Annotated in this window: 27 protein-coding genes; 9 read left to right on the top strand and 18 right to left on the bottom strand. The window is 63.3% G+C overall.

Going from position 1 to position 26,693, the window contains the following annotated elements; all coding sequences use genetic code 11:
- Window positions 1-15: 15 nt before the first annotated feature.
- Window positions 16-1,164, bottom strand: coding sequence for an acetoin utilization protein AcuC (locus ACSSVG_RS15035; protein ID WP_492415409.1), 1,149 nt, complete (start codon window positions 1,162-1,164; stop codon window positions 16-18).
- Between ACSSVG_RS15035 and ACSSVG_RS15030 the strand changes: the two genes are divergently transcribed.
- Genes ACSSVG_RS15030 through ACSSVG_RS15020 form a run of 3 tightly spaced genes read left to right on the top strand, consistent with a single transcriptional unit; the run spans window position 1,163 to window position 3,458 of the window.
- Window positions 1,163-1,300 carry a hypothetical protein gene (locus ACSSVG_RS15030; protein ID WP_231341544.1) on the top strand — a complete coding sequence of 46 codons (138 nt, stop codon included), beginning with the start codon at window positions 1,163-1,165 and terminating at the stop codon, window positions 1,298-1,300. The genes ACSSVG_RS15035 and ACSSVG_RS15030 overlap by 2 nt on opposite strands.
- A 45-nt stretch (window positions 1,301-1,345) precedes the next feature.
- Complete coding sequence (locus ACSSVG_RS15025) at window positions 1,346-2,779, top strand: TrkH family potassium uptake protein (RefSeq protein WP_231341543.1); 1,434 nt, start codon at window positions 1,346-1,348, stop codon at window positions 2,777-2,779.
- Window positions 2,772-3,458: a potassium channel family protein gene (locus ACSSVG_RS15020; protein ID WP_026541351.1), complete on the top strand. Its 687-nt coding sequence runs from the start codon at window positions 2,772-2,774 to the stop codon at window positions 3,456-3,458. The genes ACSSVG_RS15025 and ACSSVG_RS15020 overlap by 8 nt, the downstream gene beginning before the upstream one ends.
- A gap of 75 nt (window positions 3,459-3,533) precedes the next feature.
- Here ACSSVG_RS15020 and proC read toward each other — a convergent pair whose 3' ends face one another.
- From proC to ACSSVG_RS14985, 7 genes are all read right to left on the bottom strand, one after another.
- Window positions 3,534-4,364: a pyrroline-5-carboxylate reductase gene (gene proC, locus ACSSVG_RS15015; RefSeq protein ID WP_231341542.1), complete on the bottom strand. Its 831-nt coding sequence runs from the start codon at window positions 4,362-4,364 to the stop codon at window positions 3,534-3,536.
- A gap of 318 nt (window positions 4,365-4,682) precedes the next feature.
- The gene (locus tag ACSSVG_RS15010) at window positions 4,683-5,516 is read right to left on the bottom strand and encodes a sugar phosphate isomerase/epimerase family protein (RefSeq protein WP_231341541.1); all 834 of its coding nucleotides are present in this window, start codon (window positions 5,514-5,516) and stop codon (window positions 4,683-4,685) included.
- A gap of 1 nt (window position 5,517) precedes the next feature.
- Entirely contained in the window at window positions 5,518-6,627 is a 1,110-nt protein-coding gene (locus ACSSVG_RS15005) for a Ppx/GppA phosphatase family protein (RefSeq protein WP_492415405.1), read from the bottom strand.
- 89 nt (window positions 6,628-6,716) lie between these two features.
- Window positions 6,717-7,151: an SseB family protein gene (locus tag ACSSVG_RS15000; RefSeq protein ID WP_231341539.1), complete on the bottom strand. Its 435-nt coding sequence runs from the start codon at window positions 7,149-7,151 to the stop codon at window positions 6,717-6,719.
- A gap of 66 nt (window positions 7,152-7,217) precedes the next feature.
- Window positions 7,218-9,941 carry a type I DNA topoisomerase gene (gene topA / locus ACSSVG_RS14995; protein WP_492415403.1) on the bottom strand — a complete coding sequence of 908 codons (2,724 nt, stop codon included), beginning with the start codon at window positions 9,939-9,941 and terminating at the stop codon, window positions 7,218-7,220.
- A 124-nt stretch (window positions 9,942-10,065) separates the two neighbouring features.
- Complete coding sequence (locus ACSSVG_RS14990; RefSeq protein ID WP_231341537.1) at window positions 10,066-10,776, bottom strand: ArsR/SmtB family transcription factor; 711 nt, start codon at window positions 10,774-10,776, stop codon at window positions 10,066-10,068.
- A 7-nt stretch (window positions 10,777-10,783) separates the two neighbouring features.
- Window positions 10,784-12,433: a DUF7059 domain-containing protein gene (locus ACSSVG_RS14985; RefSeq protein ID WP_492415401.1), complete on the bottom strand. Its 1,650-nt coding sequence runs from the start codon at window positions 12,431-12,433 to the stop codon at window positions 10,784-10,786.
- Window positions 12,434-12,525: 92 nt separating this feature from the next.
- Here ACSSVG_RS14985 and ACSSVG_RS14980 point away from each other — a divergent pair, with 92 nt between their 5' ends.
- Window positions 12,526-12,969, top strand: coding sequence for a DUF6023 family protein (locus ACSSVG_RS14980; protein WP_492415399.1), 444 nt, complete (start codon window positions 12,526-12,528; stop codon window positions 12,967-12,969).
- A gap of 65 nt (window positions 12,970-13,034) precedes the next feature.
- Window positions 13,035-13,565, top strand: a complete 531-nt coding sequence (locus ACSSVG_RS14975) for a DUF6023 family protein (protein WP_231341534.1) — start codon at window positions 13,035-13,037, stop codon at window positions 13,563-13,565.
- Window positions 13,566-13,570: 5 nt separating this feature from the next.
- Here the strand turns inward: ACSSVG_RS14975 and trhO are convergent, their stop codons facing one another.
- The gene (trhO, locus tag ACSSVG_RS14970; RefSeq protein ID WP_492415397.1) at window positions 13,571-14,467 is read right to left on the bottom strand and encodes an oxygen-dependent tRNA uridine(34) hydroxylase TrhO; all 897 of its coding nucleotides are present in this window, start codon (window positions 14,465-14,467) and stop codon (window positions 13,571-13,573) included.
- A gap of 147 nt (window positions 14,468-14,614) precedes the next feature.
- Between trhO and ACSSVG_RS14965 the strand changes: the two genes are divergently transcribed.
- Window positions 14,615-15,310 carry a GNAT family N-acetyltransferase gene (locus tag ACSSVG_RS14965; RefSeq protein ID WP_231341532.1) on the top strand — a complete coding sequence of 232 codons (696 nt, stop codon included), beginning with the start codon at window positions 14,615-14,617 and terminating at the stop codon, window positions 15,308-15,310.
- 90 nt (window positions 15,311-15,400) lie between these two features.
- Window positions 15,401-17,743, top strand: coding sequence for a DEAD/DEAH box helicase (locus ACSSVG_RS14960; RefSeq protein WP_231341531.1), 2,343 nt, complete (start codon window positions 15,401-15,403; stop codon window positions 17,741-17,743).
- A gap of 39 nt (window positions 17,744-17,782) precedes the next feature.
- Here the strand turns inward: ACSSVG_RS14960 and ACSSVG_RS14955 are convergent, their stop codons facing one another.
- The 7 genes from ACSSVG_RS14955 to ssd form a co-directional block, all read right to left on the bottom strand.
- Window positions 17,783-18,142 carry an Rv3654c family TadE-like protein gene (locus ACSSVG_RS14955; protein WP_231341530.1) on the bottom strand — a complete coding sequence of 120 codons (360 nt, stop codon included), beginning with the start codon at window positions 18,140-18,142 and terminating at the stop codon, window positions 17,783-17,785.
- Window positions 18,142-18,555 carry a TadE family type IV pilus minor pilin gene (locus ACSSVG_RS14950; RefSeq protein WP_231341529.1) on the bottom strand — a complete coding sequence of 138 codons (414 nt, stop codon included), beginning with the start codon at window positions 18,553-18,555 and terminating at the stop codon, window positions 18,142-18,144. Before ACSSVG_RS14950 ends, ACSSVG_RS14955 begins: the two co-directional genes overlap by 1 nt.
- Window positions 18,552-18,971 (bottom strand): DUF4244 domain-containing protein, encoded by a 420-nt coding sequence (locus ACSSVG_RS14945; protein ID WP_231341528.1) that lies wholly within the window; start codon window positions 18,969-18,971, stop codon window positions 18,552-18,554. The genes ACSSVG_RS14950 and ACSSVG_RS14945 overlap by 4 nt, the downstream gene beginning before the upstream one ends.
- Before the next feature lie 149 nt (window positions 18,972-19,120).
- Window positions 19,121-19,720, bottom strand: a complete 600-nt coding sequence (locus tag ACSSVG_RS14940; protein WP_492415393.1) for a type II secretion system F family protein — start codon at window positions 19,718-19,720, stop codon at window positions 19,121-19,123.
- 23 nt (window positions 19,721-19,743) lie between these two features.
- On the bottom strand, window positions 19,744-20,538 hold the full coding sequence (locus ACSSVG_RS14935; protein WP_492415391.1) for a type II secretion system F family protein: 795 nt from the start codon (window positions 20,536-20,538) through the stop codon (window positions 19,744-19,746).
- Window positions 20,538-21,839, bottom strand: a complete 1,302-nt coding sequence (locus tag ACSSVG_RS14930; protein WP_492415390.1) for a TadA family conjugal transfer-associated ATPase — start codon at window positions 21,837-21,839, stop codon at window positions 20,538-20,540. Before ACSSVG_RS14930 ends, ACSSVG_RS14935 begins: the two co-directional genes overlap by 1 nt.
- Window positions 21,836-22,954: a septum site-determining protein Ssd gene (gene ssd, locus ACSSVG_RS14925; protein ID WP_492415388.1), complete on the bottom strand. Its 1,119-nt coding sequence runs from the start codon at window positions 22,952-22,954 to the stop codon at window positions 21,836-21,838. The genes ACSSVG_RS14930 and ssd overlap by 4 nt, the downstream gene beginning before the upstream one ends.
- A gap of 138 nt (window positions 22,955-23,092) precedes the next feature.
- Between ssd and ACSSVG_RS14920 the strand changes: the two genes are divergently transcribed.
- On the top strand, window positions 23,093-24,784 hold the full coding sequence (locus tag ACSSVG_RS14920) for a bifunctional 3'-5' exonuclease/DNA polymerase (RefSeq protein WP_492415386.1): 1,692 nt from the start codon (window positions 23,093-23,095) through the stop codon (window positions 24,782-24,784).
- Between the two features lie 187 nt (window positions 24,785-24,971).
- Window positions 24,972-25,172 (top strand): YegP family protein, encoded by a 201-nt coding sequence (locus ACSSVG_RS14915; RefSeq protein ID WP_231341523.1) that lies wholly within the window; start codon window positions 24,972-24,974, stop codon window positions 25,170-25,172.
- 42 nt (window positions 25,173-25,214) lie between these two features.
- Here ACSSVG_RS14915 and ACSSVG_RS14910 read toward each other — a convergent pair whose 3' ends face one another.
- On the bottom strand, window positions 25,215-25,895 hold the full coding sequence (locus tag ACSSVG_RS14910) for an NUDIX hydrolase (RefSeq protein ID WP_231341522.1): 681 nt from the start codon (window positions 25,893-25,895) through the stop codon (window positions 25,215-25,217).
- Window positions 25,892-26,686: an endonuclease III gene (gene nth, locus ACSSVG_RS14905; protein ID WP_231341521.1), complete on the bottom strand. Its 795-nt coding sequence runs from the start codon at window positions 26,684-26,686 to the stop codon at window positions 25,892-25,894. Before nth ends, ACSSVG_RS14910 begins: the two co-directional genes overlap by 4 nt.
- Between the last annotated feature and the right edge of the window lie 7 nt (window positions 26,687-26,693).

Below are 26,693 nucleotides of genomic sequence, written 5' to 3'. Positions count from 1 at the left end.
TCAGTCGAACCAGGGTCAGTCGAACCAGGGATCCAGGCCATACAGCGGGAAGATCTCCTTGCGTGTGGCGATGACGGTCCTGTCCACCTCGTCCGCGGGGTCGTAGCCAACCTCCCACGAGCGCCACCAGACATCCACGTCGTCGCCCATCGACTCCGGGGCCAAGACGCCGTACGTTTCCTTGACGTATGTCCGCCAGGCTTCCGGCACGGGCGTGCTGAGGGGTACCGGGCGTTGCGTCACCATTCCGATCAGGTGGCTCCAGGCGCGTGGCACAACACCGGTGACGTCGTAGCCCCCTCCGCCTGTTGCGATCCAACGGTTGTCGCAGTAGCGCGCAGCAAGGCTGGCGACGGCGGACGCCGCCTCACGTTGTCCGTCGACGCTCAGGTTGAGGTGCGTCAGGGGGTCGTCCCGATGGGAGTCGCAACCGTGTTGGCTGACGATCACCTCGGGCTGGAAGGCGCCCACGAGCTGCGGGACCACCGCGTGGAAGGCCCGTAGCCAGGCCGCGTCACCGGTGAAGGTAGGCAGCGCAACGTTGACCGCGGTCCCGGGCGCATCAGGGCCTCCTGTTTCATTGGCAAAGCCGGTGCCCGGAAAAAGCGTGAGGCCCGTTTCGTGCAGGCTGATGGTCATGACCCGGGGATCGTTCCAGAAGATACTCTGCGTCCCGTCGCCGTGGTGGGCATCGACGTCGATACTGACGATCCGCTGCACACCGCCGTCGAGCAGTCTTTGAATCGCCAGTGCGACGTCGTTGTATACGCAAAAGCCGCTGGCCCGCTCACGAGCGGCGTGGTGCATCCCGCCGCCGAAGTTCACGGCACGTACTGCCCGGCCGGACAGGATGCTCTCAGCGGCCAGCAACGAACCACCGGCAAGGCGGGCACTGGCCTCATGCATGCCGGCAAACGCGGGATCATCCTCGGTGCCCAACCCGCGGGCTTCCTCGGGAGTGGAGGGGTCCTCGCTGACGCGGCGGACGGCCTCCACATAGCCGGCGCTGTGCACCGTGAGGAGTTCGACGTCGGTTGCCACCTTGGGTGCCTCCACCGCCACATGCTGGTGTCCGAACAGCCCCAGGGACTCGGCCAGCCGCGCCGTCAGTTCCAGCCGCTGCGGGGCCATGGGGTGACCCGGACCAAAGTTGTAGGCTGTCATGGCTGGATCCCACACCACCGTCGTTGGCAGTGCGGAGCGCGTAATGCTGGACGCTGTGGTTCCGGCCCTGGAGTTCATCCAGAACAGGCTACCCGAGGCAGGAGGGCGCTACCGCCCGGTTACGCCGCAGGAATAGTGGTTTACTACTCAGGAAAGCTTGTTTCAACCGAGGAAGAGCGCCATGTCTCAAAGCCAGTCGCGGTCCACCAGCCCGGCCAACTGGCAACCCAACCAGCAGGAGCGGGAAGGTCTCTGGATCTTCACCCGCGTGCGCGACTTCATCGACAACATTGCCAACACCTCACCTGCCCGTTTGGCGTTGACCGTCTTTGCGGTGGTGATCCTGGTGTTCACCGGTTTGCTGTCCCTCCCTGCCGCATCCTCGGATGGGACCGTCACACCATTGCACCAAGCAATGTTCACGGCCGTTTCCAGCGTCTGCGTTACCGGCCTGACCGTAGTTTCGACTGCCACGCACTGGACGTTTTTTGGCCAGCTGGTCATTCTGATTGGCATTTTCGTAGGTGGTCTTGGCACGTTGACCCTGGCCTCGTTGCTGGCCCTCATGGTGAGCAAGCGGCTGGGCGTGCGCGGCAAGCTCATCGCCCAGGAAGCAATGAACAACGCCGGCCGGCTCGGCGAAGTGGGTACTCTGCTCCGGATCGTCATCGTGACGTCCGTGGTCATCGAGGCCGCCCTTGCCCTGGCCCTGATTCCGCGCTTCATACTGCTCGGCGAGGACTTCTGGCAATCCGTGTGGCACGGTGTCTTCTACTCGATTTCCGCGTTCAACAACGCAGGCTTCACCCCGCATTCGGATGGAATCGTTCCCTACGAAACCGACCTCTGGATCCTCATCCCGCTGATGCTGGGGGTTTTCCTCGGCAGCCTCGGCTTCCCCGTTGTGATGGTGCTCCAGCAGAACGGGCTCAACTGGAAAAAGTGGAACCTCCACACCAAGCTCACCATCCAGGTCTCCTTCATCCTGCTCGCAGCTGGAACCATCCTGTGGGCCTTGATGGAGTGGGACAACGTGCGGACCATCGCCCACATGGACTTGGGCGACAAAATCACCCACTCGCTCTTTGCCTCAGTCATGACCCGATCCGGCGGCTTCAACCTCGTGGACCAGAACCACATGGAATCCACCACGATGCTCCTGACCGATGCCCTCATGTTCGCAGGCGGTGGCTCCGCTTCAACCGCCGGCGGCATCAAGGTGACCACCATCGCCGTCATGTTCCTGGCCATCATGGCCGAAGCCCGCGGTGACGCCGATGTGAAGGTCTACGGCCGCACCATTCCCCAGGGCACCATGCGCGTAGCTATCTCGGTGATCGTCGCCGGAGCCACCCTGGTGTCCGTGGCCGCGTTCCTGCTGCTCTCGATCAGCGGTGCCTCACTGGACCGGGTGCTCTTCGAATCAATTTCCGCCTTTGCCACCGTGGGACTGAGCACCAACCTCAGTGCCGAGCTGCCGCCGTCGGGCGTGTATGTCCTCACTGTTTTGATGTTCGCCGGCCGCGTCGGCACCGTCACCCTTGCTGCCGGACTGGCCCTGCGCCAACGCAGCCAGCTGTACCACTACCCGGAAGAGAGGCCAATCATTGGCTAGTACCACGGGGGCTGCCAACCGCCCCGCACACAACGCACCAGTACTGGTCATTGGGCTTGGCCGATTCGGGTCTGCGACCGCCGAGCAGCTGGTCAAGCAGGGCCGCGAAGTCCTCGCCATCGAACGCGACCGCACCCTCGTCCAGAAATGGGCGCCCGTTCTGACGCACGTAGTAGAGGCCGACGCCACCAATATCGATGCCCTGCGCCAGCTCGGTGCCCAGGAGTTCAGCTCGGCCGTGGTTGGTGTGGGCACGTCCATCGAATCCTCGGTGCTCATCACCGTGAACCTGGTGGACCTCGGCATCCAGCACTTGTGGGTCAAAGCCATCACGCCCTCGCACGGCAAGATCCTCACCCGGATCGGCGCCAACCACGTGATCTACCCCGAGGCTGACGCCGGCGTCCGTGCCGCCCACCTGGTGTCCGGGCGAATGCTGGACTTCATCGAGTTCGACGACGACTACGCAATCGTCAAGATGTACCCGCCCAAGGAAACCGTAGGCTTCACGCTGGAAGAATCCAAGGTCCGTTCCAAGTACGGCGTGACCATTGTGGGTGTGAAAACCCCGGGCGAGGACTTCACCTATGCCCGGCCGGAAACCAAAGTGTCCGGCCACGACATGTTGATCGTGTCCGGACACGTGGACCTGCTGGAGCGCTTCGCAGCGCGGCCGTAACCGGATGGAGTTTTTGTACAGCTAACGCCCTTTAGACGCGCTCTTAGGGGCGTTAGCTGTACAAAAACTCCGAGGTTAGCCGAGCTGCTTGGTGATCTCTGCAGCCCTGGCGGCAGCCGCGCGGGCGCCGTCCGCGATGATCCTGGGGATCCCGCCGTCGTCAAAGGCGGCAATTGCGCGTTCCGTGGTGCCCTTGGGGCTGGTGACGGCGATGCGAAGGGCGGTGGGATCCGCTCCCGGTTCGGCCAACATGAAGCCTGCGCCCGCCACGGTTTCCCGGGCCAACATGACGGACAACTCCTGGTCCAAGCCGAGTTCGACGCCGGCCGCAGCCATGGCCTCGGCCAGATAGAACGCGTAGGCCGGGCCGGAGCCGCTGATGGCGGACAGCGCGTCCACCTGCTCTTCAGGAATCTCGACCACCGTGCCGGCACCCGCCAGCGCCTTCTTTGCTTTATCGAGCTGCTCAGGCGTGCAGTGCGTGCCCGGGGAGACGGAAATGACGCCGCGGCCCAGCCTTGCCGGCGTATTGGGCATGGTGCGGATCACCGGCTGACCGTCCGGCAGCGCTGCTTCCAGCTGGGTGATGGAGACCGCTGCAGCAACGCTGACCACAAGGGTGTCCTTCGCCAGTGCCGGACTGATCTCCCGTGCCAGGTCCAGGATGCCCACCGGCTTGACGCCCAGGATGACCATGCTGGAGCCCTTGGTGGCCAGCTTGTTGTTGTCCGGCTCCTCCTCGCCCGCGATGGCCATGACGTGATGGCGCTGCGCCAGTTCGTCAGCGCGTTCTGCCCGGCGGACAGTGGCGACAATGTCGGACGGGTCCGTCCCGGCGGCAATCAGACCGCCCAGGATTGCCTCGTTCATGGATCCACAGCCAAGGAATGCGATTCGGTTGCTCATTGCTCCATCATTGCAGTTGGCCTTGGACGGGGTCTAACGGGTTCCGGATTCCCAGCTTGTTCCCAAGGTTATTGCAGGCAGCACTCATTCTTGGTCCGTAACTTAGTAGTTACCTCATTGAGGGTGCGAGTGATGAGGCGGGCATGGGGATGTCCGCCAGCAGCACCGGTGGCCGGGCGGGTTTTCCCCCATTTCCCGATTCGGCCGCCGGTGCTTTCGCTTTTAAGCCGCAGCCCCGCTAAATCCCGCAGTCGCCCGCCTGACGAGCCGCTGTAGGGCACGCCAGGCGAACAAGCACAGGAACAGCGCTCGACGCCGTTAGTTGTCCACGCTTCGAAGCAGCGGGACGCTGAGGTGCTGCTTCGCGAAACGCAGGGTTTCCGCAAGCATTTCCTCACGTTCCCCCGCCACTTTCGCCTTGCGGGTGGAAATCTCGGCCACCACAACACCGTCAAAACCACTGGATGCCAAATGCTGGAGGGCATCCGCACATTGCTGCGTTCCGGTACCGGGCACCAGGTGCTCGTCCTTACCGGAACCCGAGCCGTCGGTGAGGTGGACGTGCCGGAGCTTGCTCCCCAAGGCCTTGATGGCTTCCAAACTGTTGGCCCCCGCAGTGGCCGCGTGCGAGAAGTCCCACGTGACGTCGTCGTAATCCTGGCCCAGCGGATCCCAGTGCGGCAGGTAAGCCACAGCTTCCCTGCCGCGGACACGCCATGGGTACATGTTTTCCACGGCGATATGGACCTGGTACATCGCCGCTATCTCCCGGACGCCTTCCACGAAGTTCTCGGCGTAGTTGGACTGCCAGCGGAACGGCGGATGGACCACCACAGTGTCGCAACCGACGTCTGCGGCCATCTGGCAAGACTTCTCGATCTTGTTCCACGCCGTACCCCAAACTTGCTGGGTCAGCAGCAGGGTGGGCGCGTGGATGGACACGATTTCTTGGTGGTAGCGGTGGCTCAACTGGATCAGGGCATCAGGGTTCTGGCTCACCGCGTTATTGGTGACCATCACCTCCACGCCCTCGTAGCCCAGGTCCTGCGCCACGGCAAAGGCGTCATGGACGCTCAGGGGGTAGACGGACGCGCTGGACAGCGCTACAGGGATCTGGCGGTCATTCACTTCAGGTTCGACGTCGTTGCTCATCTCAGGAGGCCAGTCCGCCTGCCACGGGGGCTGGGATTGGTGCAGGGGCCGGGGTGTTTACAGGGACAGGAAAGTCATGGACATGGGGCTGGTTTTCGTCAGTGTCCGCCGCCTTGCCCGCTTTCTTCTTGGACTTGTCCTTCTTTCGTTTGCCCACATGCGGAGCGGGATCGAGGGCCTCTTCGAAAACCAACTGGTCAAGCCGGCGCAGGATAAGGCCCTCCCGCAGTGCCCAGGGACAAATTTCCATCTTGGGGAATTCAAAAAGCTCAAGGGCTGCTTCGGCAACCAGGGCACCTGCCAACAACTGGCGGGCACGGGCATCCGAAACGCCCGGAAGGTACAAACGGTCCTCCACCGTCATGGCGGAAATTCGCTGGGCCCAGAGTCCCAGGTCCGCCGCGTGGAGTTCACGCTTGACGTACGGGCCTGCACCGCTTGGGGCAGCGCCTGCAATCCGGGCCAGGGAGCGGAAGGTCTTGGAGGTGCCGGCCACCAGGTTGGCGCGGCCCAACTCGTGGAAGTTCCGCACCACCGGCTTCAGCGTCGAGCGGATGTAACGCCGCAATTCCTTGACGCTCTTGGCACTTGGGGGATCGTCATGGAGCCAGTCCCGCGTCAGACGGCTGGCACCAAGGGGCACGGAGGTGGCGAACTCAGGGAGCTCATCCGTTCCGTACGCCATCTCAAACGAGCCACCCCCGATGTCCAGGTCGAGGATGGGACCTGCGCCCCATCCGTACCAACGGCGGACGGCGAAGAAAGTCATGGATGCTTCTTCGCTGCCAGTGAGTTCCTGGAGGGTCACCGTGGTTTCGTGCTTGACGCGGGCCAGGACTTCCGGGCCGTTGGTTGCTTCGCGGATCGCCGACGTACAGAAAGCAAGGAGATCCTCGGCCTTGTGGCTGGCGGCGAACTCCCAGGCTTCCAGGACGAACTCAATGAGCTCGTGCTGGCCGGCGTCGTTGATGTTGCCGTCACCATCGAGGTATTGCACCAACGACAACGGACGTTTATGGGATGCGAAGGCCACCGGACGCGCGCCCGGGTGAGCATCCACAAGGAGCAGATGGACGGTGTTGGAACCGATGTCGAGAACGCCAAGACGCATTCTGCCATTATTCACCGATTCGAAGCCCCTGAAGCAACCTGGTGACGACGTTTCGCTGACGGGATGGTGTCCGGCAGCCTGGGCGACCGCTATTCCGCGGGCTCCCCTGCTTCGTCTGCGCGCTTGAAGTCGCGGCGGATGTTCGCGATGCCCTCGGGATCGATTTCGAAGCCGAACTCACTGCCCGGGTTGATGACCATACCCAGTTCATCCCCGATGTTGCCCAGGATCGCCGACCCCATGGTGCCCAGCACGTGAGGGGCAGCGTCGAGGAACCGCTCGTCCACTCGGCTCGGGTGGCTGAAGACCGCAAGTACGGGCTGGCCATCGGCGTTGGAAAGTACCAGCGGCTCAACGGAGGAATCCGGGCCATCCACGGCTTCTGAGCTGACGAGATAGACCTCGTTGTTCAGGAAGGCAAGGATGACGTCCACCGGGTTCGCGTCCGGCTGTTCGGCCGAGGCGAGCTTTGCCTCGAGGTCGTTCAAGGGTTCGTTATCCGGTGAAACCGTCTGTTCAGTCATGGTTCTACTCGACCACGATGAAGGCCGGGACGCAATTCGCCATTGCTGTCCCGGCCTTCAGTGAAGCTACTTCTTGGCTGTGGCCTTCCTGGCCGGCGCCTTGCGTGTAGTGGTCCTCTTGACCGGCCCCTTGGCCCGCTTTTCGGCCAAAAGCTCGACGGCGCGTTCCCGGGTCAGCTCCTCCAGCGAGGTTGAACGAGGGACAGTGATGTTAGTGATGCCATCTGTGATGTATGGGCCGAAGCGGCCCTCCTTCACCACGATGTTCTTTTCCGAGACCGGGTCCGGGCCGAACTCGGCCAACGGCGGTACGGCCGCACGGGCGCCGCGCTGCTTGGGCTGCGAGTAGATCTCAAGTGCCTGCTCAAGAGTGATCGTGAAGATTTCCTCTTCCGACCCGATGGAACGCGAATCCGTGCCCTTCTTCAGGTACGGACCGAAACGGCCGTTCTGCACAGTGATGGGGTTGCCCTCAGCGTCCTCACCCAGGACCCTGGGCAGGCTCATGAGCTGCAGTGCCTCATCCAAGGTCACCGTGTCCACGGTCATGGACTTGAACAGCGAACCGGTGCGCGGCTTGGCCTTGACGGGCTTCTTTGGCGGCTTCGGCTTGCCGTTCTTGTAATACTCAACCGGCTGGTTGGCCAGCTGTTCCTCGGTCATCTCCGGGATGATCTCGGTGACATAGGCTCCGTAGCGGCCGTTCTTGGCAACCACGGTATGGCCGGTGTGCGGATCCGTTCCCAGGACCCGTTCTTCCGGGGCAGCAGTCTCCATCAGCTCAATGGCCTTGGCGGCCGTGAGCTCATCCGGTGCGAGTTCCTCGGGGACGTTCGCCCGAGAGGACTCAACTACCTCACCGGTTTTTTCGTCGATCGTGGGGATAGAGCTTTCCAGATATGGGCCGAACTTGCCCACACGGAGGGTGATGCCTTCGGCGATGGGCACGGAGTTGATCTCGCGGGCATCGATTTCGCCCAGGTTGTTCACGATGCTCAGCAGGCCGGGGTCAGCGTCTTCACCGTAGTAGAAGTGCTTGAGCCAGGCAGCGCCTACGGCCTGGCCGTTGGCGATCTTATCCAGGTCGCCTTCCATGTCAGCCGTAAACTCGTAGTCCACGTAATCGGTGAAGTGCTGCTCCAGCAATCGGATAACGGAGAACGCGATCCAGCTCGGAACCAGGGCAGAACCCTGTTTCCGGACGTAGCCGCGGTCCTGGATGGTAGAGATCGTGGAGGCATAGGTGGACGGACGGCCAATGCCCCGTTTTTCCAGTTCCGCGGTCAGCGATGCTTCGGTGTACCGCGGCGGGGGTGACGTTTCGTGGCCTACAGCCAGGATCTCCGATGCCGTCAGGGAATCACCCTTGGCAACGTTGGGCAGGCGCCGGGCTTCATCCGATTCCTCGTCGCCACGGCTCTCGTCCTTGCCCTCTTCGTAGGCGGCAAGGAAGCCGGGGAAGGTGATGACCGTACCTGAAGCCGAGAACTCGGCGTCGCGTCCGTCGGAAGCAACCGCACCGAGGCGGATGGTGGCAGTGGAGCCCTTGGCATCGGCCATCTGCGAGGCGACTGTGCGCTTCCAGATGAGCTCATACAGCCGGAACTCGTCGCCGCTCAGCTGCTTGGCAACCTGCGCAGGCGTGCGGAAGGAGTCCCCAGCGGGACGGATGGCTTCGTGCGCTTCCTGCGCGTTGGCGGCCTTGTTGGCGTACACGCGGGGGCTTTGGGGCACATATTCGGGGCCGTAGAGCTCGGCGGCCTGGCGACGGGATGCCGTGAGGGCTTCATCGCTCAACGCCGATGAGTCGGTACGCATATAAGTGATGTAGCCGTTTTCATACAGGCGCTGGGCTACCTGCATGGTGCTCTTGGAGGAGAAGCGGAGCTTACGGCCGGCTTCCTGCTGCAGCGTCGACGTGGTGAATGGTGCGGCAGGCCGGCGGGTGTACGGCTTGGTGTCTACGGACCGGACACGGAAATCAGCGTTTTCCAGGCCGGCAGCCAAGGAGGTGGCGAGTTCTTCGTTGAGGTGCACCACGGTGGACGAGGTGAGCTGTCCGTTGTCGTTGAAGTCCCTGCCACTGGCAACCTTGGACCCATCCACAGCGGCGAGCTTGGCTTTGAACGAGCCCGAGTCTGAACCGAACTGGCCGGTGAGGTCCCAATAGGACGCTGCCCGGAAGGCCATGCGCTCACGTTCGCGGTCCACCACCATGCGGGTCACCACGGACTGCACGCGGCCTGCCGAGAGCCCGCGGGCAACCTTGCGCCACAGGACAGGAGAGATCTCGTAGCCGTACAGGCGGTCGAGGATGCGGCGGGTTTCCTGGGCATCCACCAAAGCGGTGTCCACATCGCGCAGGTTGCCCATGGCGCGGTGGATGGCTTCCTTGGTGATTTCACCAAAGGTCATGCGGTAAACGGGAACCTTGGGTTTCAGGACCTCCAGGAGGTGCCACGCGATGGCTTCACCTTCGCGGTCCCCATCGGTTGCGAGATAGAGCGCGTCGGCGTCTTTCAGCTGGGCCTTGAGCTCGGCAACCTTTTTCTTCTTGTCCGGGGAAACAACGTAGTACGGCTTGAAGTCGTTTTCGATGTCGACGGCGAACTTGCCCAGCGAGGTCTTCTTCAGTTCTGCAGGGAGATCGGACGGCTGCGGGAGGTCCCGGATGTGGCCGATGGAAGCCTCGACGATGAAGCCTTCCCCAAGGTACTTGGCGATGGTCTTACTCTTCGCGGGAGACTCCACGATCACGAGTTTCTTGCCGGTTTTTGCCTTGCTGGGCACGGTGCTCCTACAGAAAAAATGTGTAATTGGGCTGGTGCCCATATTGGCCTAGTTCACCATAGTTTGCAGAATCCTGCGTTTTGGTACGGAAACCAGGGCGGTCATTCGGTGGCTGTGTGGGCCCCTATTGCCCGGGTGCCACGCGGTCATCCGGGATCATTGACCATAAGGTTGCCACACGTTCAGCACCCTCCGGTATATGGGTTGGATCGTCGAGTTCGTATTCCCGCACAACCTCTCGGATCCTGTCCGCAAGTTCCTTGCGTTGAGGGTTGGTGAGGTACAGCAGGTTGCTTGAGAGGACCACCGATACCGGTTCTTCTCCCCCTTCACCTCGCTGCCGGCGTTCTCCCCGGGCTCTGGCGAAGGCCGACGCCCTCCGGCGGAAGGCATCGAGCTCCAGGTCAACCACGGCAATCTCGGGGCTGGCGACACTGCCGCCCGAGATGGTGAAGTCCGTTCCGGCCGCTTTCCAACGCCGTTCGCGGGCATCTCCGGCATTTTCGGCCGGGGCCACGATCCCCCACTTCTGGAGGGCCCGGAGGTGGTAGCTCATGGCGCTGGGGGTGAGGCCCGTACGGGCAGCGAGTTCCGTTGCTGTGTGGCTCACCTGAGTGGCATAGAGCTCGGAGATGACCTCGATGCGGGCAGCGTGCGCCAAGGCACGGATGGCCTTGGGATCGGTGATCTCAACCGTCTTCTCGGCCCGCTTCCGCCGCGGAACGTCGCCTGACGCCTGGGATGTCTCGTTGTTCGCAATCACTTCATCAGTGTAGTCAGGGTCACTTGCGGGCGGGCGGGCGTTGATTGCCGACGGCATCGCGTCGCTGCTCATTCGCTGCTCATTCGCTGATCCGCGCGGGATCCGGAAGCAGGAAGCCGTCCAATACCAGGTTGGTGACGTCCCGGATCAGTCCTTCCCGGAAAGCATCCTCGTCGAAGTCCTCTCCGCCACCCAGTAGAGACACCAGGGCCGAGGCGATCTGCCGGACCGACAACTGTCCATCGCAGGCCGAGATGAAGCCAGCGAGTTCGGTGCTGAGCAAATTGGTCCGGCGAAGACCCGCTCCCTGCCGCAGGAGGATGACCCCGGGGTGGGCGGCTCCGGGACGCTGATGCCGTTCCTCGGTGACGTCCTCCGCCACCAGCAGATGCGCTTCAGGTATCGGATTGGCCGCTACCCAATCGGCCAGTTCCACGGCAGCACCCAAATGCGGTCCGATGGGCTGCTGGACGGGATAAGTGATCTCCTCGAAGCGGCTGATGACGGGCTCGTGACCGGATGCGGGGCGGCGAAGCCAGATCATTCCGAAGCCCACGCCTTCCACGTTCCTGGACGCGAAGTCGTCAAGATAGGCGGCGTATGAGTCCTTGTACTGCTCGCGTTCGCGGTTCTGCGATGCGTCCTGCAGCCAGGTTTCAGCGTATTGCCCGGGATCAACCTGCTCCCGCTGAATGAACCAGACGTCCAGGCCTGAATCATGGAGCCACTCCCTGGGACGGTCTTTCCAGTCAGTTCCAGCAGCGACTTCCCAGTTTCCGAGCATCTGGGCCGTGCCCCCGGGTTCGAGTACGCCAGCTAGGGACTGCACCAAGGAAGCCACGATGCCATCACCCGGGAGTCCGCCGTCACGGTAAGTGAACTGGTCCGACGACGATTCCCCGCCAGTGCGGGGCGTAATCACGAAGGGAGGATTGGAGACCACGAGGCCAAACTCTTCGCCTGCCACCGGTTCCAGGAGCGATCCCAGGCGCAAGCTCACACGACTCTCCAAACTGCGCGGATCCAGGTCAAGCTCCGCCGCGTTCAACATCAGGTTGAAGCGGGTGAACGCCAGTGCCCGCTCAGAAATGTCAGTGGCCGTCACATGCTCGCAGTGGTGCAGGAGGTGGAACGTTTGGATGCCGCAACCAGTCCCCAGGTCCAAGGCGCGCTTGGTGTGCTGCCTGAACGTGGTTTGGACGAGCGTTGTGGACGCACGCCCGATGCCAAGGACGTGATCGTGTCGCAGCACTCCCGGCTGCTGGTGGGCTGCGAGGTCGCTGGCGACCCAGAGCTCCGCACCGCCGCTGCCATCGGCGTTGGCCTCCCAGCCGTAGGGACGCAAGTCCACTTTGCCCCGGACGACCCCCGATTCGATACTCACCAAGCCCAAGTCCACCAGCCCTTGCGCCCGGATCCCCGGCAAGGCCGAGTCCACCTCTGCGACAGGCTGCGGGACCGCGAGCAACCAGAGACGGACAACCACAGTCAGGGCCCGCACGGCAGGATCGTGGGAATCCGTCAACCGCTCAGTGGCCAGGAGCGCAGGGACCACTTGGTCCCTGCTGAGCGCCGCGGAGGCAGACTCCCCCAGAAGGCCAGCAACGCCGTCCACGGTGTAGGAGATGGCACGAAGGTCCCCGGCAAGCACCGGGAGCAGCTCGGGCTGGTCGCTTCGGGGGGCATCGTCAATGGTGCCGGCGGTAAACAAGAAAGCTGTGTCAGTCACCTTGCAAGTGTAGGTGCGGTCCAACAGGCAAGCCGGTCCCCCGTGGAACTATGTGGACAAACGCCCCGTCCGGAACCCGGTAGCGTGGAATCATGCTCAACTTCTCCTCCACAAGGCGCCGTGCGTGCCTTGTTGCCATTACCGCCGGGGCCCTGCTGGGAGTCAGTGCCTGCCAGGCCCCGGTCAATATCGCAGATGCAGACGTTCCGGCGTGGAAGGGCAAGGTCCTTCCGGCAGCGAACGGTGTGGTCCTGGAGGACTCCGGCAAGATCCTGAACCGGGATGAGCTGGTGAAGGAAGCACCCGGCGTGCCTGCCGGAACGTACACGCTCACCATGGCCTGCGATGGCGGCGGCAAGGCTTACTTCGCCGTCTCATCGGGCGGAAACAAGATCACGGACGCCGCCGCAGCCTGCAATGGCAACCTCGATGTGGTGAAGATCAAAGTACCCGGCACGGGCGCCCTCAGCATCTCGACGAGCAGCGTCGATGCACCGCTGATCTACGCCTACCACCTGGTTCCGGCAGCCAGCTAGACCCGCACCGGAACCTCCTGCTGACAGCCCTTCAGCCAGCGGCTGCACCGGCGTAAAGTCAGGGCATGGGCAGCAAGGCAGCTGGCTCGGTGATGCCACAGCGGCTGGCGAGGGCCGCCGTCGTACTTCTCGTTGTCCTGTGCGGCAGCGTGGCCGGCTGCGAATATACCTACGAGGACGGCGGCAGGCCAGAAGCCAGCCCCACTTCCACAGCCGGAAATGTTGCCCTCCCGCCCGATCCGGCGCTGGAAGAAACTGTCACAGGCGAAGCTCTGGAGGAGTGGGCCAAGGCTGCCCTGCCCGAATCGCAGGGGCAGTCGTTCTACTCAAGCAGCGGCTACCTCAACCCCGGTGAGTCCAAATCCGAGCAAACAGTTCAGTTGCCCGGAGGAACATATGCGGTGACGCTGGCATGCCGGGGCACCCGGCGCGTGACATTCGCTGTCCGGCTGAACGACGTGGCTCTCGTGGACCTGACTCTGGGGTGCGCGAATGCGCGGGTGAGCGTGGTTCAACTGGACAAGGATGCCATCTTGTCCATCACGGTCGGGTCCAGGTCGGACGCCAACTTCGCCTACAGGGTGAGCAGGCTCTGAGGCTGCTAAGCGGCCTCGCAGCCTCCGGGGCACCGCAGTGTTTCCGGGCTGGAAGCACATTCAGCACAGTAGAGGGTCAAGGTGCGGCAGCTGAGGTTGGAGCAGTTCTCGAACTTGTTGGTGGGAGCGGCGCAGCGGACGCACTCACCGATGGTCTTGGCGTCCTCGCTGAATTCCACGTGCATGCGCTTGTCGAAGACATAAAGGGAACCCTCCCACAGGCCCTTGTCCTTGAACGTTTCGCCGTAGCGGACAATCCCGCCGTCCAGCTGGTAGACCTCTTTGAAGCCTCGGTTGACCATCAGGCTGGACAACACTTCGCAGCGGATGCCACCGGTGCAGTACGTGACAACGGGCTTGTCCTTGAGGTCGTCGTACTTGCCCGAATCGAGTTCCTTGATGAAGTCATGGGTCGTGTCGACGTCCGGAACGATCGCATCCTTGAACTTGCCGATTTGGGCTTCGAACGCATTGCGGCCGTCGAAGAACACGACGTCTTCACCGCTGGATTTCCTGGCCTCCACCAGCGCGTGGAGTTCCTCTGGCTGTAGGTGCCTACCGCCGCCAACTACTCCGTTGGCATCGACCTTGAGTTCACCGGGAGCACCGAATGACACGATCTCATCGCGGACCTTGACACTGAGGCGCGGGAAGTCGGCGGCGTCACCGTCTGACCATTTGAAGTCGATTCCGTGGAAACCCTTGTATTCACGGGTGGTTTTCACGTACTGCTTCATGTTGTTCAGCTCGCCGCCCACCGTGGCGTTAATGCCGTCCTTCGAAATGAGGATCCGACCGGTGAGGCCAAGTTTTTCGCACAGGGCGCGCTGCCACAGACGCACGGCGTCGGGGTCGGCGATCGGGGTAAAGCCATAGAAGAGCACAATTCTGTTTAAAGCCACTATTCAAGGGTACTTGGTGCAGTAAAATCGCCCGCTGCCGTCGCTTCCGGGCTTCAGCACATGAGAAGAAGTCACAATTCCATAAGCAACGATTCCCGGGCTGATCCGGCTCTGTTGCTTCATAGTGCACTGGCATACTCTCTCTACATGAGTCCAGACGCCTTGGTTGAAGATATTGCGCACCTCTTGGAAGTCTGGGTAGCCGGCTGGTCCGGCTGCCGCGGCTATGAATCACGCCTGGAGGGCCGCTTCCCTGCTGCATTTCGCGCCGATAAAACCGGTGATTGGGAGTATTTTGCCCATGATCCCTCGGACGAAGAGTTCACCGCTCTGGCTGGCAAGACCACAGAAGCCCCCACCAGGATCCTGACAGTCCTCACCAACGACGTCCAAAGGTACAAGTACCTGGCTGAACAGCACGGGCTGACCGTGACGTCGGCGTCGCAAACCATGATGATCGTGGACATGGAAACCCAGGATTCCGAGGATCCGTGGCTGCCCGACGACGACCTTGAACTGGCCACCTCCGAATCCAACGGAGTCCACTACGCCGTGGTCCATTCCGGCGAGCAGGTGGCTGCCAGCGGCCGGGTTTTCGTGGTGGACCGTACCGCCGTCTTCGACAAGATCGTCACCGAACCGGACTTCCAACGCCGTGGGCTGGGAAGCTTCATCATGAAGGCCCTCGCCGCCCAAGCGTTCTCGCATGATGTGGAGAACGGGCTCTTGCTGGCATCCCTTGACGGCCAGAAGCTTTACTCCCACCTTGGCTGGGACGTCGTGGGCCACGTGCTCATGATGTCCGGCAGCGGTGCTGAAGGGTCCGACCTTTCCGGGGCGTGACTTCTCGGCTGACGGCTGATTGAGCCAGGTTCGACGGCGGCGCCCCCGGGTGCCGCCGTCGGCATGCCCGCACAGTGACAGAATGATTCGGTGGCTGCACCTCATTCATTGATCTCCCTGCTGGGCCGGACGCCGGACCCGGAGCAGCTGCGCCATGTCCACACCATCCCTGCCAGGAAAGCCGTCAACGAGCCGTGGCCGGGCTGGGTGCATCCCGACGTCGTGGCAGCCTACGGAACCTTGGGGATCCACGAACCGTACCGGCACCAGATCCAGGCCGCCGACCTCGCCCACTCGGGCCAGCACGTGGTCATCGCCACCGGGACAGCTTCGGGTAAGTCGCTCGCCTACCAGTTGCCTGCCTTGGACGCGATACACCGCTCCGAACTGCGGGTCCTGTCCGATCCCGGGAAGATCCACGACGACGGTGCCGTCACCCTCTATCTGTCGCCCACCAAGGCCCTGGCCGCTGACCAGCTTGCAGCGATCCGCGCGTTGAAGCTGCCCACAGTTCGTGCAGAAACATACGACGGCGACACCGACGTTGCGTCGCGCCGCTGGATCCGTGATCACGCGAACTTCATCCTGGCCAACCCGGACATGCTGCACTTCGGCATCCTGCCCAACCACACCTGGTGGGCAAAGTTCTTCCGGCGGCTGCGCTACGTCATCGTGGATGAAGCCCACAGCTACCGCGGTGTCTTCGGCTCCCACGTCGCCAATCTGATGCGCCGCCTCCGACGGATCTGCGCCTACTACGGAGCGGGAAACACCTTCCCCGAGCCTGTGTTCATTGCGGCATCCGCCACGGCCTCCGACCCCGGAGTTTCCTTCGGACGGCTCATCGGCGCTCCAGTGAGGGAAGTATCCGAAGACTGCTCTCCCCACGGCTCCACCACAGTGGCCTTCTGGGAGCCGGCGCTCACGGACCTCAAAGGCGAGAACGGAGCCAAACAGCGACGGACCGCCGTAGCCGAAACAGCGGACATCCTGGCCAACCTCGTTTCCTCCCGCGTGCGGACCATCGCGTTCATCAAGTCGCGTCGCGGCGCCGAGTCCATTGCTTCGATCACCAAGAGACTGTTGGACGAGGTGGACCCCAGCCTGCCGGGGCGGGTGGCCGCCTACAGATCCGGGTACTTGCCCGAAGAACGGCGTGCCTTGGAGCAAGCATTGCGGTCCGGGCAGTTGCTGGGGGTCGCCAGCACGTCTGCCCTGGAACTGGGCATCGACATTTCGGGGCTCGATGCAGTGCTGGTGGCTGGATGGCCGGGCACCCGCGCTTCCCTGTTCCAGCAGATTGGACGGGCAGGACGGGCCGGACAGGATGCCATTGCGGCCTTTGTGGCCAGCGACGACCCGTTGGACACGTATCTGGTCAACCATCCCGAGGCCATCTTTGATGTGTCCGTGGAAGCCACCGTGTTTGATCCCGGTAATCCCTACGTCCTCGGTCCGCACTTGTGTGCGGCCGCGGCGGAGTTGCCGATCGGTCCTGCCGAGCTTGAACTCTTCGGTCCAACAGCCGAAGGCCTTCTCGATCGGCTGGTGGTTCAGGGATACCTCCGAAAGCGGCCCGCCGGATGGTTTTGGACTCATCCGGAGAGCGCCGCAGGCATGGTAAACCTCCGGGCCGACGGAGGCGGGCCTGTCAGCATCGTCGATGCCGAGACCGGGTCCCTCCTGGGAACCATGGACTCGCCACAAACCCACTACCAGGCCCATACGGGTGCCATCTACGTGCACCAGGGCGAGAGCTACCTTGTGGAGGACCTGAACGAAACCGACCATTGCGTCATGGTGCGGCGTGTCAACCCCGATTTCTACACCACGGCCCGGGACGTGACCCAGATCGAGGTCCTCGAAACATCCCGTTCGGTGCAGTGGGGCGACATCACCGTGCATTTCGGCGACGTCAAAGTGACTACGCAAGTTGTCTCCTTTCAGCGGAAGGCACTGATCTCAAATGAGATCCTTGGCGAGGAGCCCCTCGAACTGGGGGCCCGCGATCTGTTTACCAAGGCCGTCTGGTTTGTGGTGGACAACCGCTCGCTTCACGGAGCCGGCCTGGTGGAAGCGGAATTTCCCGGGGCGCTGCATGCGGCCGAACATGCGGCCATCGGGCTCCTTCCTTTGGTGGCATCAAGCGACCGCTGGGACATCGGAGGAGTTTCCACCGCCCTGCACGCCGACACCGGTGTGCCCACGATCTTCGTGTACGACGGCCATCCAGGCGGCGCTGGATTCGCAGAGCGGGGCTTTGACAAGGCCAAGATCTGGCTGACCGCCACGAGGGAGGCCATCAAAGCATGTGAGTGTGAAAACGGCTGCCCGTCTTGTGTGCAATCCCCTAAGTGCGGCAACAAGAACAACCCGCTGGACAAGGCAGCCGCCATCACATTGCTGGGAGTCCTGTTGAAGGACGCCGTCTAAGGACGGCCCCGCCCAGGCAGAAGAGCCAGCGCCCGCAGCCTACGGGGGTGGTCCCGCCCGCGCCCGGCCGGTGGCAACTCCCCAGTCCAAGGGGTGGTCCAACTCGACACCGACTTCCACCACGTTCCCTCCGACCACGGTGCAGGAAGTCAGGGTTGCATCGTGGCGCCCGGCCACGTCCGACGCCACCGCACACGGATCTCCCGATGTGAGGCCCCGCGCGGCATCTGCGGCAGCAAGAGCCGCGAGGTCAGCCGCCGATGCGGCCCGGGACGCCAGCACCCCCGCCTGCGCCAGGAGGAGCACTCCAACGAGCAATGCCATCACGACTGCTCCCAAGGTCAGGGCAAGAACCGTTCCCGCCCCGCTCTCATGATGGGAACGTATCGGGGACGGCATCACGGGACACCTGACCCGATGGCGGGTTCGGCACCGGCGGATTCGGCACGGGCTGAAGCCGACGCTGACAGTGTCCACGGGATCAGTGGGCCCAGGGCACCACCAACGGGCGACGAGGCTGTCACTGTGAGCCAGACGCCGTCGTCGACCAGCGACGAACTAACGCCCTCCCCGGCAAGCCTCCGGACAATCCCATCTACCGAGGCCGCTGTTTCGCCCCGGGCCGATGCCCGCGCTCCCGCCCTGGCGGCCTCCTCCAGCCGCAGTTGAGTGATGCCCGCAGCGCCGCCTGCCAGCAGGAAGGCCAGAAGCAACATCACGGCAGGCAAAGCGACGGCAAATTCAGCAGTGACAGCGCCCCGATCCTGCTTGCTCCAGGACGCTCGCCGGCGGGCAGGCAGCGCGCACGTCATGGCAAGGACAGTGCGGTGCGGATCAGATTGAGAAGGAAGCCGCGAACCTCTTCACTGCGAAGAATGACCACCAGCAGGCCCGCAAGACCTACGGCGGCAAGGGTAGCAATGGCGTACTCAGCGGTAGCCATACCCACTTCCGAACCCATCAGCTGTGTCCTCGCCCAGAAACCATCGTCCTCACGTCGCCCCTCCTCGAATTCCTCAAATTCGTCGAATCCAAGTTCGAACTCCCCGATTTCTTCCTCAAGATCGAATCGCTCAAGGTCGTTAGGTTCCAGCTCGTACTCGGAGAGCTCGTACGGCTGGGTTGTCACCGGTTCCAGGGAAGGAGCCTCCGGGACTCCAAAGGGAGCGGGCCGATCCTCGAGCCTGTCGTCGAGAATGCCTGGAAGCGTGGTGGAATGTGTTTTCACGGTGGTTTTCCTTTCAGGAGTGCCAGCGGGTCCGCCGACTGATTTGACTCTTCCGTGGCTGGGTGTTGCCCGTAAGAAGGGGATTCCTTCAAGTGGATAACCCTGACGAACCGCTTGATGTGGAGGGGCAGTGGGGCCATATCCATGGCTCAACCGGAGGGAAGCATCGCGATCAGGACGGGAACGATGCCCAGGCAGATGAAGGCCGGCAAGGAGCATAGTCCCAGGGGTACAACAAGCTTTACGCCCAAGGCAGCGGCCCTCTTCTCCGCGGCCCGGAACTGTTCCCGACGATCCCGGGCAGCCTGTGCGTAGAGAATGGAGGCCGACGGCGCCCCGGTCAGCGCTGCAAAAGCCAAGGCCTCCTTCAATCGGACCACCTCTGGCGCGTGCTTGCTTGGGCTCCGCCAAGCAGTGTCCCAAGCGGCGCCCATTGCCAGCGCAGCCACCACGGGCCTCAAGGATTGGCTGATGGGCGGCGAGGCACACCTGGCAATGAGCTCCAGTGCCCGCCCGATGCCGGCACCGGCGTCGAGCATGGACGCCACCAGCTCCAACATCATCGCGGTGTCGCGAAGACCATCGATCGGTGCGGTGTCGTCGGCCAGGGCGCTGCGGCTTTCCGGGCCGGACGAATCCGCCGGAGCCGTTGCCCCGTCGGCTCCGGCCAACAACTTTGCCCTCACCGCCCGCACTCGCATCGGCGCTGCAAAACAAACGAATGCTGCCAGGGACACCAGCAAAATCATCAGTAAGACCGGAGCGCCGGGCATCACGTGCCTCCGGCTGCAGACGCCACCAGCCGTGAGGACCAGACGCGGCCAACCACTGTCAGGAGGAGCCCGGCAGCGAAGGTAGCCACTCCCAAAAAGTTGTCCAGCAAGATTCCCAAGGGATCCACGCCCAATGCCATCCCCAACACCAGCCCGAACACCGGGAGCCACGACAACAGCCGGACGGTCGCTTTTGGTCCGGCGAGCGCCGTCTGTCGTGCAGCTTCGGCGTCCTCTTCGGCTTCAAGCTGGGCAGCAAACCGGGTGAGAAGATCGGCGAGTGGACAGCCGCTTGTTTCTGACACTTCAAGGCACGCTGCCAGTTCCATCCACACACGTCGCTCAGAACTTCCCCGCCGGGGATACATCCTTGCGACCGCCTGGCGAATCGCATCTGCCGGCGGGTTTCCCACAGTGGACGCTGCCCGCGCTGCGGCCACGACCAGCAAGGATTCCGGGGTGAGTCCAGCGGTCACCTGCTCCGTTTCCGGTGCCGTGCTGCCGTGGTGGGTCAGCCTCGGAGCGTGCACCGCCCATAGCTCCTCCCACAGGCTGGAAGTTCCCCGCCCACCCCGAAGCAGCGCCGCGAGCTGTTGTACCAGCACCACAAGCGAGACGGCCTCTCGCCGCTTGCGCCGCCACAGGCGTCCAGACCACAATCCGGCAAGGGAGAGATAGCCGTCGTTCCCGCGCGCAGGCTCCCCCAGGCTCCTCCGAACACGCCGGCCATCGGCGCGGTGGCCCCTGAGCTGCAGCCAGGCCGCGAGCATTGCAACGAGGACAAAAGCACCCATTACGCGTCCTCCCCGAATATCGGTGAACCCATGCGCGGTGAGCCCCTGCGCGGTGTGCCGGGGTCCTGCAAGTCGATGCGGGGCGTTCCGTTCTGCTGGGGCCAGCCGTGGGCAGGCGACTCAGGGGAGAGCCGCGCGGCAAGTTCGGGCCAGGCTGGCCCCTGGGTCATTCCTGACGGATGCCAACTCAGGGCCGGCACCACCTTCTGGCCTTCGAGGGTGTCGGCCAGCACCCCGATGGAAGCAACTTTCCGTCCCGTTGGGGTTCGGTCGACATGGATGACGACGTCCAAGGCACTGGAAACCTGCAACCGGACAGCTTCTGCATTCAAGCCCGCGAGCGCACCGAGAGCTACCAACCTTGCGGGCACTGCCTCTGCCGTATTGGCGTGGATGGTCCCGCCGCCGCCGGTGTGCCCCGTGTTGAGTGCAGTCAGCAATTCACGGACTTCAGCGCCGCGGCACTCTCCTACGATCAACCGGTCCGGTCGCATGCGAAGGGCCTGGCGGACCAACTCACCAAGGTCCAGTGCACCTCCGCCCTCAAGGTTTCCATGCCGGGATTCCAGCGTCACCACATGGGGGTGGACGGGGTTGAGCTCGGCAGCGTCCTCTATCAGGACCAACCGCTCGTTCGGATGGCTCAGGCCAAGCATCGTGGACAGCAGGGTTGTCTTGCCGGAGCCAGTGGCCCCGCTGATCAGAAAACTTAGCTTTTGCCCCATGATGGCGCGCAGGACGTACTCTACGGTCTCGGAAAACATGCCGAGCTCCCTTAGCTCGGTCAGGGTGAACACATTCTCGCGGCGGATGCGGATCGACAGGAGCGTCCCCGTGGTGGATATGGGTGCCAGGACTGCATGAACCCGATAGCCGCCCTTGAGGCGGACGTCCACGCAGGGAGAACCATCATCCAGTCGACGGCCTCCTGCGGCAACCAGCCTGGCAGCCAAAGACCTGACCTGTTGTTCGGTCTCGAAGTGAACCGAAGATCGTTCCAAACCCTGCCCGCGGTCCAGCCATACGGATTCCGGACCGTTGACGAAGACGTCCGTCACGGCGGGATCCCGGGCAAGTTGCTGCAGCGGTCCCAGACCGTTCAGCTCTGCGTTGATCGATTCGGCTGCCTCCAAAGCTCCTGCGGTGCCCAGTAACCTGCCACTTGCCTGTACTGCTGCTGCGACGGTGGACGGCGTGACGGGTCCGTTGCCCGCCAGCACAGACTCCCGCACAGTCTCAAGGAGAAGGGAGTCGAGTTTTCGGCCCTGCCTGCGTCGCGTGCCCTCAGCGAAAGTGTTCACTGGATGGCCCCGTTCAGTTCCAGCACGGACATGGCAAAGCGGTTTACTGGCTTACGACGCCCGAGTTCAAGTAAGCGTCCCAATTCCGTGGCGGTTGCCACCCCCCTTATCTCAGGGACAACGCCCAACAATGGCAGTCCCAGTGACTCGGCAATCAGGCCAGCGTCCACTGACGAGGTGGTGTTCCCCCGGACCAGGAGCCCTGCGTCCACGGGCGGGAGCTCGTTGACGATGCGCCCTGCTGCTACGGCCGATGTGAGGTGGGCCTTGGCCAGTAGCAGGATCCTGTCGCAATCCCAGGCCAGGGTCTTCAGGCCCTCGCCGTTTCGCCCGATGTCCACCAGGATGAGTTCAAAGCTCCTGCGTGCAGCGTCCAGGACAGCGGCCACGGCACCGGCATCGGGCCCTTGGACCGGATCCCGCGCTCCAGGCCACGACAGATAGGCAAAACCGCCCGCCACGGGCAGGGAATCCCTGAACTTGGCGGGGTCGATGCTGCCCCGGGTTTCTGAGAAATCAGGCCAACGGAGGCCGGGAATGTCCTCAGCCGTGACGGCCAGCTCCAGGCCACCGCCCCATGGATCACCGTCGATGAGCATGGTGCTGACACCGTGGTCAGCCGCTGCTTGGGCGAGCCAGATTGCCGTGGTGGTGGCGCCGGCCCCACCACAGCCACCGATAATTCCGATGACCACGCCTCCAGGGTCCGGAGAGCCGGACATGCTGAGGTGTTCAGCCAACCAGGCCGCGGCCTCAGGAAGGACTGCCACCCGTTCAGCTCCAAGGGCAGCGGCCAGCCTCCATAGTCCGTCTCCTTCGGCGGCCCTGCCCAGCAGGACCGTTGGCCCTCGTCGTCGCGGGGGCAACTCGCGCACGTCGCTGCCCACCAAGACAACGTCGGCGCTGTCCCAACCGTGAACAGCTTCAGTGACATCCGCAGCCATTGAGAGGCTTCCGCCAGCGGCTGCAACTATCCGCTTGGCTTCTTCCTGAAGGTAGGGGTCTGCGGAGACGAGCAGTATCCCGGCAGCATCGCGTGGAACCCAGGATCCGTCTGTTTCCGCTTCTCCGGAGTGGTTGCTGGTGTGCCTGTGCCGACGATCTCTCTTACTCATGGGACCCACATTGGTGGACCCGGCGAACCACGGTAAGTGACCCGGCCCCCTATGTGCACAAGCTGGCAAACTTGGTGCCTGTGGAGGTGCAGTGACACCGGCACAGCTGCCCCGCCCACACAGGGCAGAATGGAGACCATGTACTTGCTGCTCGCCGCCCACCCGGAAGGGGCAGCCATACAGAGGATCTCCCCCACAGGAAAAGCGACAGCGGACGCACGCATCGTCGCACGGGGTGAGCTGCCCGCCGTCGTGCGTGAATACGAAGCCCAGCGGCCCCGCTGGGTCTGGCACCGCGCCATGGACTGGTACCCGGAACTGTTAACTCACGGCATCGAGCTGGAGCGGTGCCATGACCTCTCGCTGTGCGCGGCAATCCTGGCGCACTCTGAATTCACCGCGCACACGGACTATGCCCGGCATGCGGTCAAGCTCACCCAGGACGACGACTCAACACCTCCTCGCGCCCTCCAACCACCACCGCCTCCCGCGGACCAAGGCGCCCTGTTCGAGGACCCTTCGCCGTCAATCGCCAAAGCAGGGCTCCCCGAACTCAAGGAGGAATTCGGAGCGCAGCAGCATGCAATTGCCCAGGTCCCCACGGATGGGCAGCGAAAGCAACGCCTCCAACTACTGCTCGCCGCCGAATCAGCTTGCGCCATCATCGCCGTCGAGATGCAACACGCCGGTGTCCCATGGCGCGAAGAGCTTCATCAGCAGATACTCGCCGACGTTCTGGGCCCCCGGCCGCCTTTGGGACACAGACCTCCCGCCCTTGAAGCGCTCTGCACCGAGCTCAGGAGCATCCTCAATTCCCCGGGCCTGAACCCGGACTCACCGCAGGACCTCATGCGTGCCCTGCACAGGAACGGCATCGAGGTGAAAAGCACCCGCCAATGGGAGCTCCAGGAGTCCAAGCATCCTGCCATCCAGCCGCTGCTCGCCTACAAGAAGCTGTCCCGCCTTCACACAGCCAATGGTTGGGCGTGGCTGGACGCGTGGGTGCGTGACGGCAGGTTCCACCCGGAGTACGTCGTTGGCGGCGTGGTGTCCGGACGCTGGGCCTCGCGAGGTGGTGGAGCACTCCAGATCCCGCGCAACATCCGGGGTGCGGTCCATGCCAATCCCGGCCACAAGCTCATCGTCGCCGATGCCTCTCAATTGGAACCCCGCGTACTGGTTGCTCTGGCCCAGGACACCAAGATGGCCGAAGCCGCCCGCGATAAGGACCTATATGCAGGCATCGCCGCACAAGGTTTCGGCGGCGACCGGGCGAAGGCGAAAATAGCACTGCTCGGAGCTATTTACGGCGCCACCACAGGCGAATCGGGCAGGCTCATGCCCCAACTCACCCGCACGTATCCACGCGCCGTCGGATTCGTGGAGCAAGCCGCCCGGCAGGGCGAAGCGGGCAAGACGGTGACTACCCGGCTCGGCCGAAGCAGCCCACCGCCGTCGGCCGGCTGGTTGCGGAGCCAGCAATCCACCTCAGCGGAGGAACAGCGTCGTGCCGACAACCTGGCCAGGTCACGGGGCCGTTTCACCCGCAACTTCGTTGTCCAGGGCTCAGCCGCTGAGTGGGCGGCGTGCTGGCTGGCAGAACTACGACGGCGGTTGCGGACCATGCGGGCCGAAGGCTCACCTTCCGGTGAACTCGTCTTCTTCCTGCACGACGAAGTGATGGTTCACGCCCCCGACGACGCCGTGGACGCCTGCATCCAGGCCATCGAGGAAGCGGCTACAGCGGCGAAGGAACTCATGTTCGGACGGATTCCCGTGGAGTTCCCGGTCAGTGTCGCCGTCGTCGATTCCTATGACAAGGCAAAGTAGCCGCTGCACACTAACCGGAACCCCGTGGACTATCCAGTCACATCTCGCCATATGAGGCGGAATGACCTGCCTCATGACCGGTACCGCCAAGTAACTTTTGTTCTCCCCCGGTTCTGGATACTTTCGCTATGTGGATGGATGTGCCGGTCCACATGTGTATGCAAGGAAGCATCAAGGGGGAACAGCAATGGCTGGCAGGTTTGAAATTCTCAGAGACACCGACGAAAAGTACCGGTTCCGGCTGACAGCGGCCGACGGAACCGTCGTGGCCGAATCACCCACGTTCACGCACCTCTCAGGCGTCATTGCCGGCATCAATGCAGTGCGGGAGAACGCCGCAACCGGGCTGATCGTGGACCGTTCGACGGCGGCTCGCAAGGCTGCCTGAGAAGAACCGCCGGTGGTACCGGAGCGACGCTGGAGTCGACGGCTACTGGAGGTCGACGTCGCGCAGCTTGTCCGTTTCCCACGGAACGGTCCAGCCCAGTTCGTCGAAGAGCCCACTGAGGACCATCCCGGTAAAGCCCCAGACCAGGACGCCATTAACTGTGAAGCCGGGGCTGGTGTAGGTACGCCCGAAACGCGAAATGGTGGCCGTTACACGGTTGACGGGATCCAGGAGGTCACGCACCGGAACCCTGAATACCTGTGCTGATTCGGCGTAGTCCACCACTCCAACGGGCGACGGCGCATCCCACCACCCCAGCACTGGTGTCACGCGGAAGTTGCTGCGGATGAGTCCAAGCTCGGGTATGACGCCGAGCACGCGCACACCGCTTGCGTCCAGCCCCGTTTCCTCCACGGCTTCACGCAGCGCCGCAGCCACCACTGAGTCGTCTTCCGGATCCACGCTGCCGCCCGGGAAGGCCACCTGCCCGGGGTGGTCGTCAAGGGTATGTGCGCGCTCCAGCAACAAGACGTCCAGGTCCGCCGGGGCAAGAGGGCGCCCCGACGCGGCGGGGACATCATCCAGCACGCCGAAAAGCATCAGCACGGCAGCAGGCCGGTTGGTTTCCTGGGTGACTGGAAGCCTTTCCCACAGCGCCGAGTGCTGTTGCTCGCCCGCCTCGAAACGGGTGACCAGCGCCGATAACTCTTCAAGCGCGGTCACCCGGGCCTCCTTTGCGATTCCATCCGGATCTCCGCGGCACGGTGGGTCTCGGCCAGGAGCTTCTCCAACAACGCCTCACTGCCCGGAGCGAGCTCGTACTTCAGCAGCTTGGCCGCCTTGACCGGGTCAGTTTCGCCGTCGCCATAGCTGGGGCAGAGACTGGCAACAGGGCAGGCACCGCACGCTGGCTTCCTGGCATGGCACACCCGTCGGCCGTGGAACACCACCCGGTGCGACAACATGGTCCAGTCCTTGGGTTCAAACAGTTCGGCGACGTCGAACTCGATCTTCACTGGATCATCGGAGGCCGTCCACCCGAAACGGCGGGCCAACCGTCCGAAGTGCGTGTCCACCGTGATCCCGGGAACACCGAAGGCATTCCCCAAAACCACGTTTGCGGTCTTGCGCCCAACCCCTGGAAGCGTCACCAGGTCTTCCAGCCGTCCCGGGACCTCGCCGTCGTACTCATCCACCAGACGGTTGCTGAGCGCCAGGACGTTCCGGGCCTTGGCACGGAAGAAGCCCGTTGGCTGAAGAATTGTCTCCAGCTCAATGGGATCCGCTTCGGCCAAGGCCCGCGCATCCGGGTACCGGGCAAACAGGATCTTGGTGACCTGGTTGACCAGGACGTCGGTGGTCTGGGCTGAGAGGACCGTGGCCACCACCAGCTCAAACGGGTTCCGGAAATCAAGTTCCGCATGGGCGTAGGGATACTTTTCCGCCAGGACCCTGTTGATCTTGCGGGCACGGCGTTTGAGTGCGAGCAGCGAACCAGCTTCAGCGATGGCCACGGGATCC

The sequence above is a fragment of the Paenarthrobacter sp. E2MeOHC11 genome (genome assembly GCF_058744955.1).
The sequence above is the reverse complement of the archived record's forward strand: the minus strand, read 5'-3'. Positions and strand labels throughout refer to the sequence as shown.

Bases quoted from the DNA above. Each gene is read 5' to 3' on its own strand.
- ACSSVG_RS15030 (WP_231341544.1), top strand. From the start codon at position 1,163: ATGGCTGGATCCCACACCACCGTCGTTGGCAGTGCGGAGCGCGTAATG.
- ACSSVG_RS15035 (WP_492415409.1), bottom strand. From the start codon at position 1,164: ATGACAGCCTACAACTTTGGTCCGGGTCACCCCATGGCCCCGCAGCGG.
- ACSSVG_RS15025 (WP_231341543.1), top strand. From the start codon at position 1,346: ATGTCTCAAAGCCAGTCGCGGTCCACCAGCCCGGCCAACTGGCAACCC.
- proC (WP_231341542.1), bottom strand. From the start codon at position 4,364: ATGAGCAACCGAATCGCATTCCTTGGCTGTGGATCCATGAACGAGGCA.
- ACSSVG_RS15010 (WP_231341541.1), bottom strand. From the start codon at position 5,516: ATGAGCAACGACGTCGAACCTGAAGTGAATGACCGCCAGATCCCTGTA.
- ACSSVG_RS15005 (WP_492415405.1), bottom strand. From the start codon at position 6,627: ATGCGTCTTGGCGTTCTCGACATCGGTTCCAACACCGTCCATCTGCTC.
- ACSSVG_RS15000 (WP_231341539.1), bottom strand. From the start codon at position 7,151: ATGACTGAACAGACGGTTTCACCGGATAACGAACCCTTGAACGACCTC.
- ACSSVG_RS14990 (WP_231341537.1), bottom strand. From the start codon at position 10,776: ATGAGCAGCGACGCGATGCCGTCGGCAATCAACGCCCGCCCGCCCGCA.
- ACSSVG_RS14980 (WP_492415399.1), top strand. From the start codon at position 12,526: ATGCTCAACTTCTCCTCCACAAGGCGCCGTGCGTGCCTTGTTGCCATT.
- ACSSVG_RS14975 (WP_231341534.1), top strand. From the start codon at position 13,035: ATGGGCAGCAAGGCAGCTGGCTCGGTGATGCCACAGCGGCTGGCGAGG.
- ACSSVG_RS14965 (WP_231341532.1), top strand. From the start codon at position 14,615: ATGAGTCCAGACGCCTTGGTTGAAGATATTGCGCACCTCTTGGAAGTC.
- ACSSVG_RS14955 (WP_231341530.1), bottom strand. From the start codon at position 18,142: ATGCCGTCCCCGATACGTTCCCATCATGAGAGCGGGGCGGGAACGGTT.
- ACSSVG_RS14950 (WP_231341529.1), bottom strand. From the start codon at position 18,555: ATGACGTGCGCGCTGCCTGCCCGCCGGCGAGCGTCCTGGAGCAAGCAG.
- ACSSVG_RS14940 (WP_492415393.1), bottom strand. From the start codon at position 19,720: ATGATTTTGCTGGTGTCCCTGGCAGCATTCGTTTGTTTTGCAGCGCCG.
- ACSSVG_RS14935 (WP_492415391.1), bottom strand. From the start codon at position 20,538: ATGGGTGCTTTTGTCCTCGTTGCAATGCTCGCGGCCTGGCTGCAGCTC.
- ssd (WP_492415388.1), bottom strand. From the start codon at position 22,954: ATGAGTAAGAGAGATCGTCGGCACAGGCACACCAGCAACCACTCCGGA.
- ACSSVG_RS14920 (WP_492415386.1), top strand. From the start codon at position 23,093: ATGTACTTGCTGCTCGCCGCCCACCCGGAAGGGGCAGCCATACAGAGG.
- ACSSVG_RS14915 (WP_231341523.1), top strand. From the start codon at position 24,972: ATGGCTGGCAGGTTTGAAATTCTCAGAGACACCGACGAAAAGTACCGG.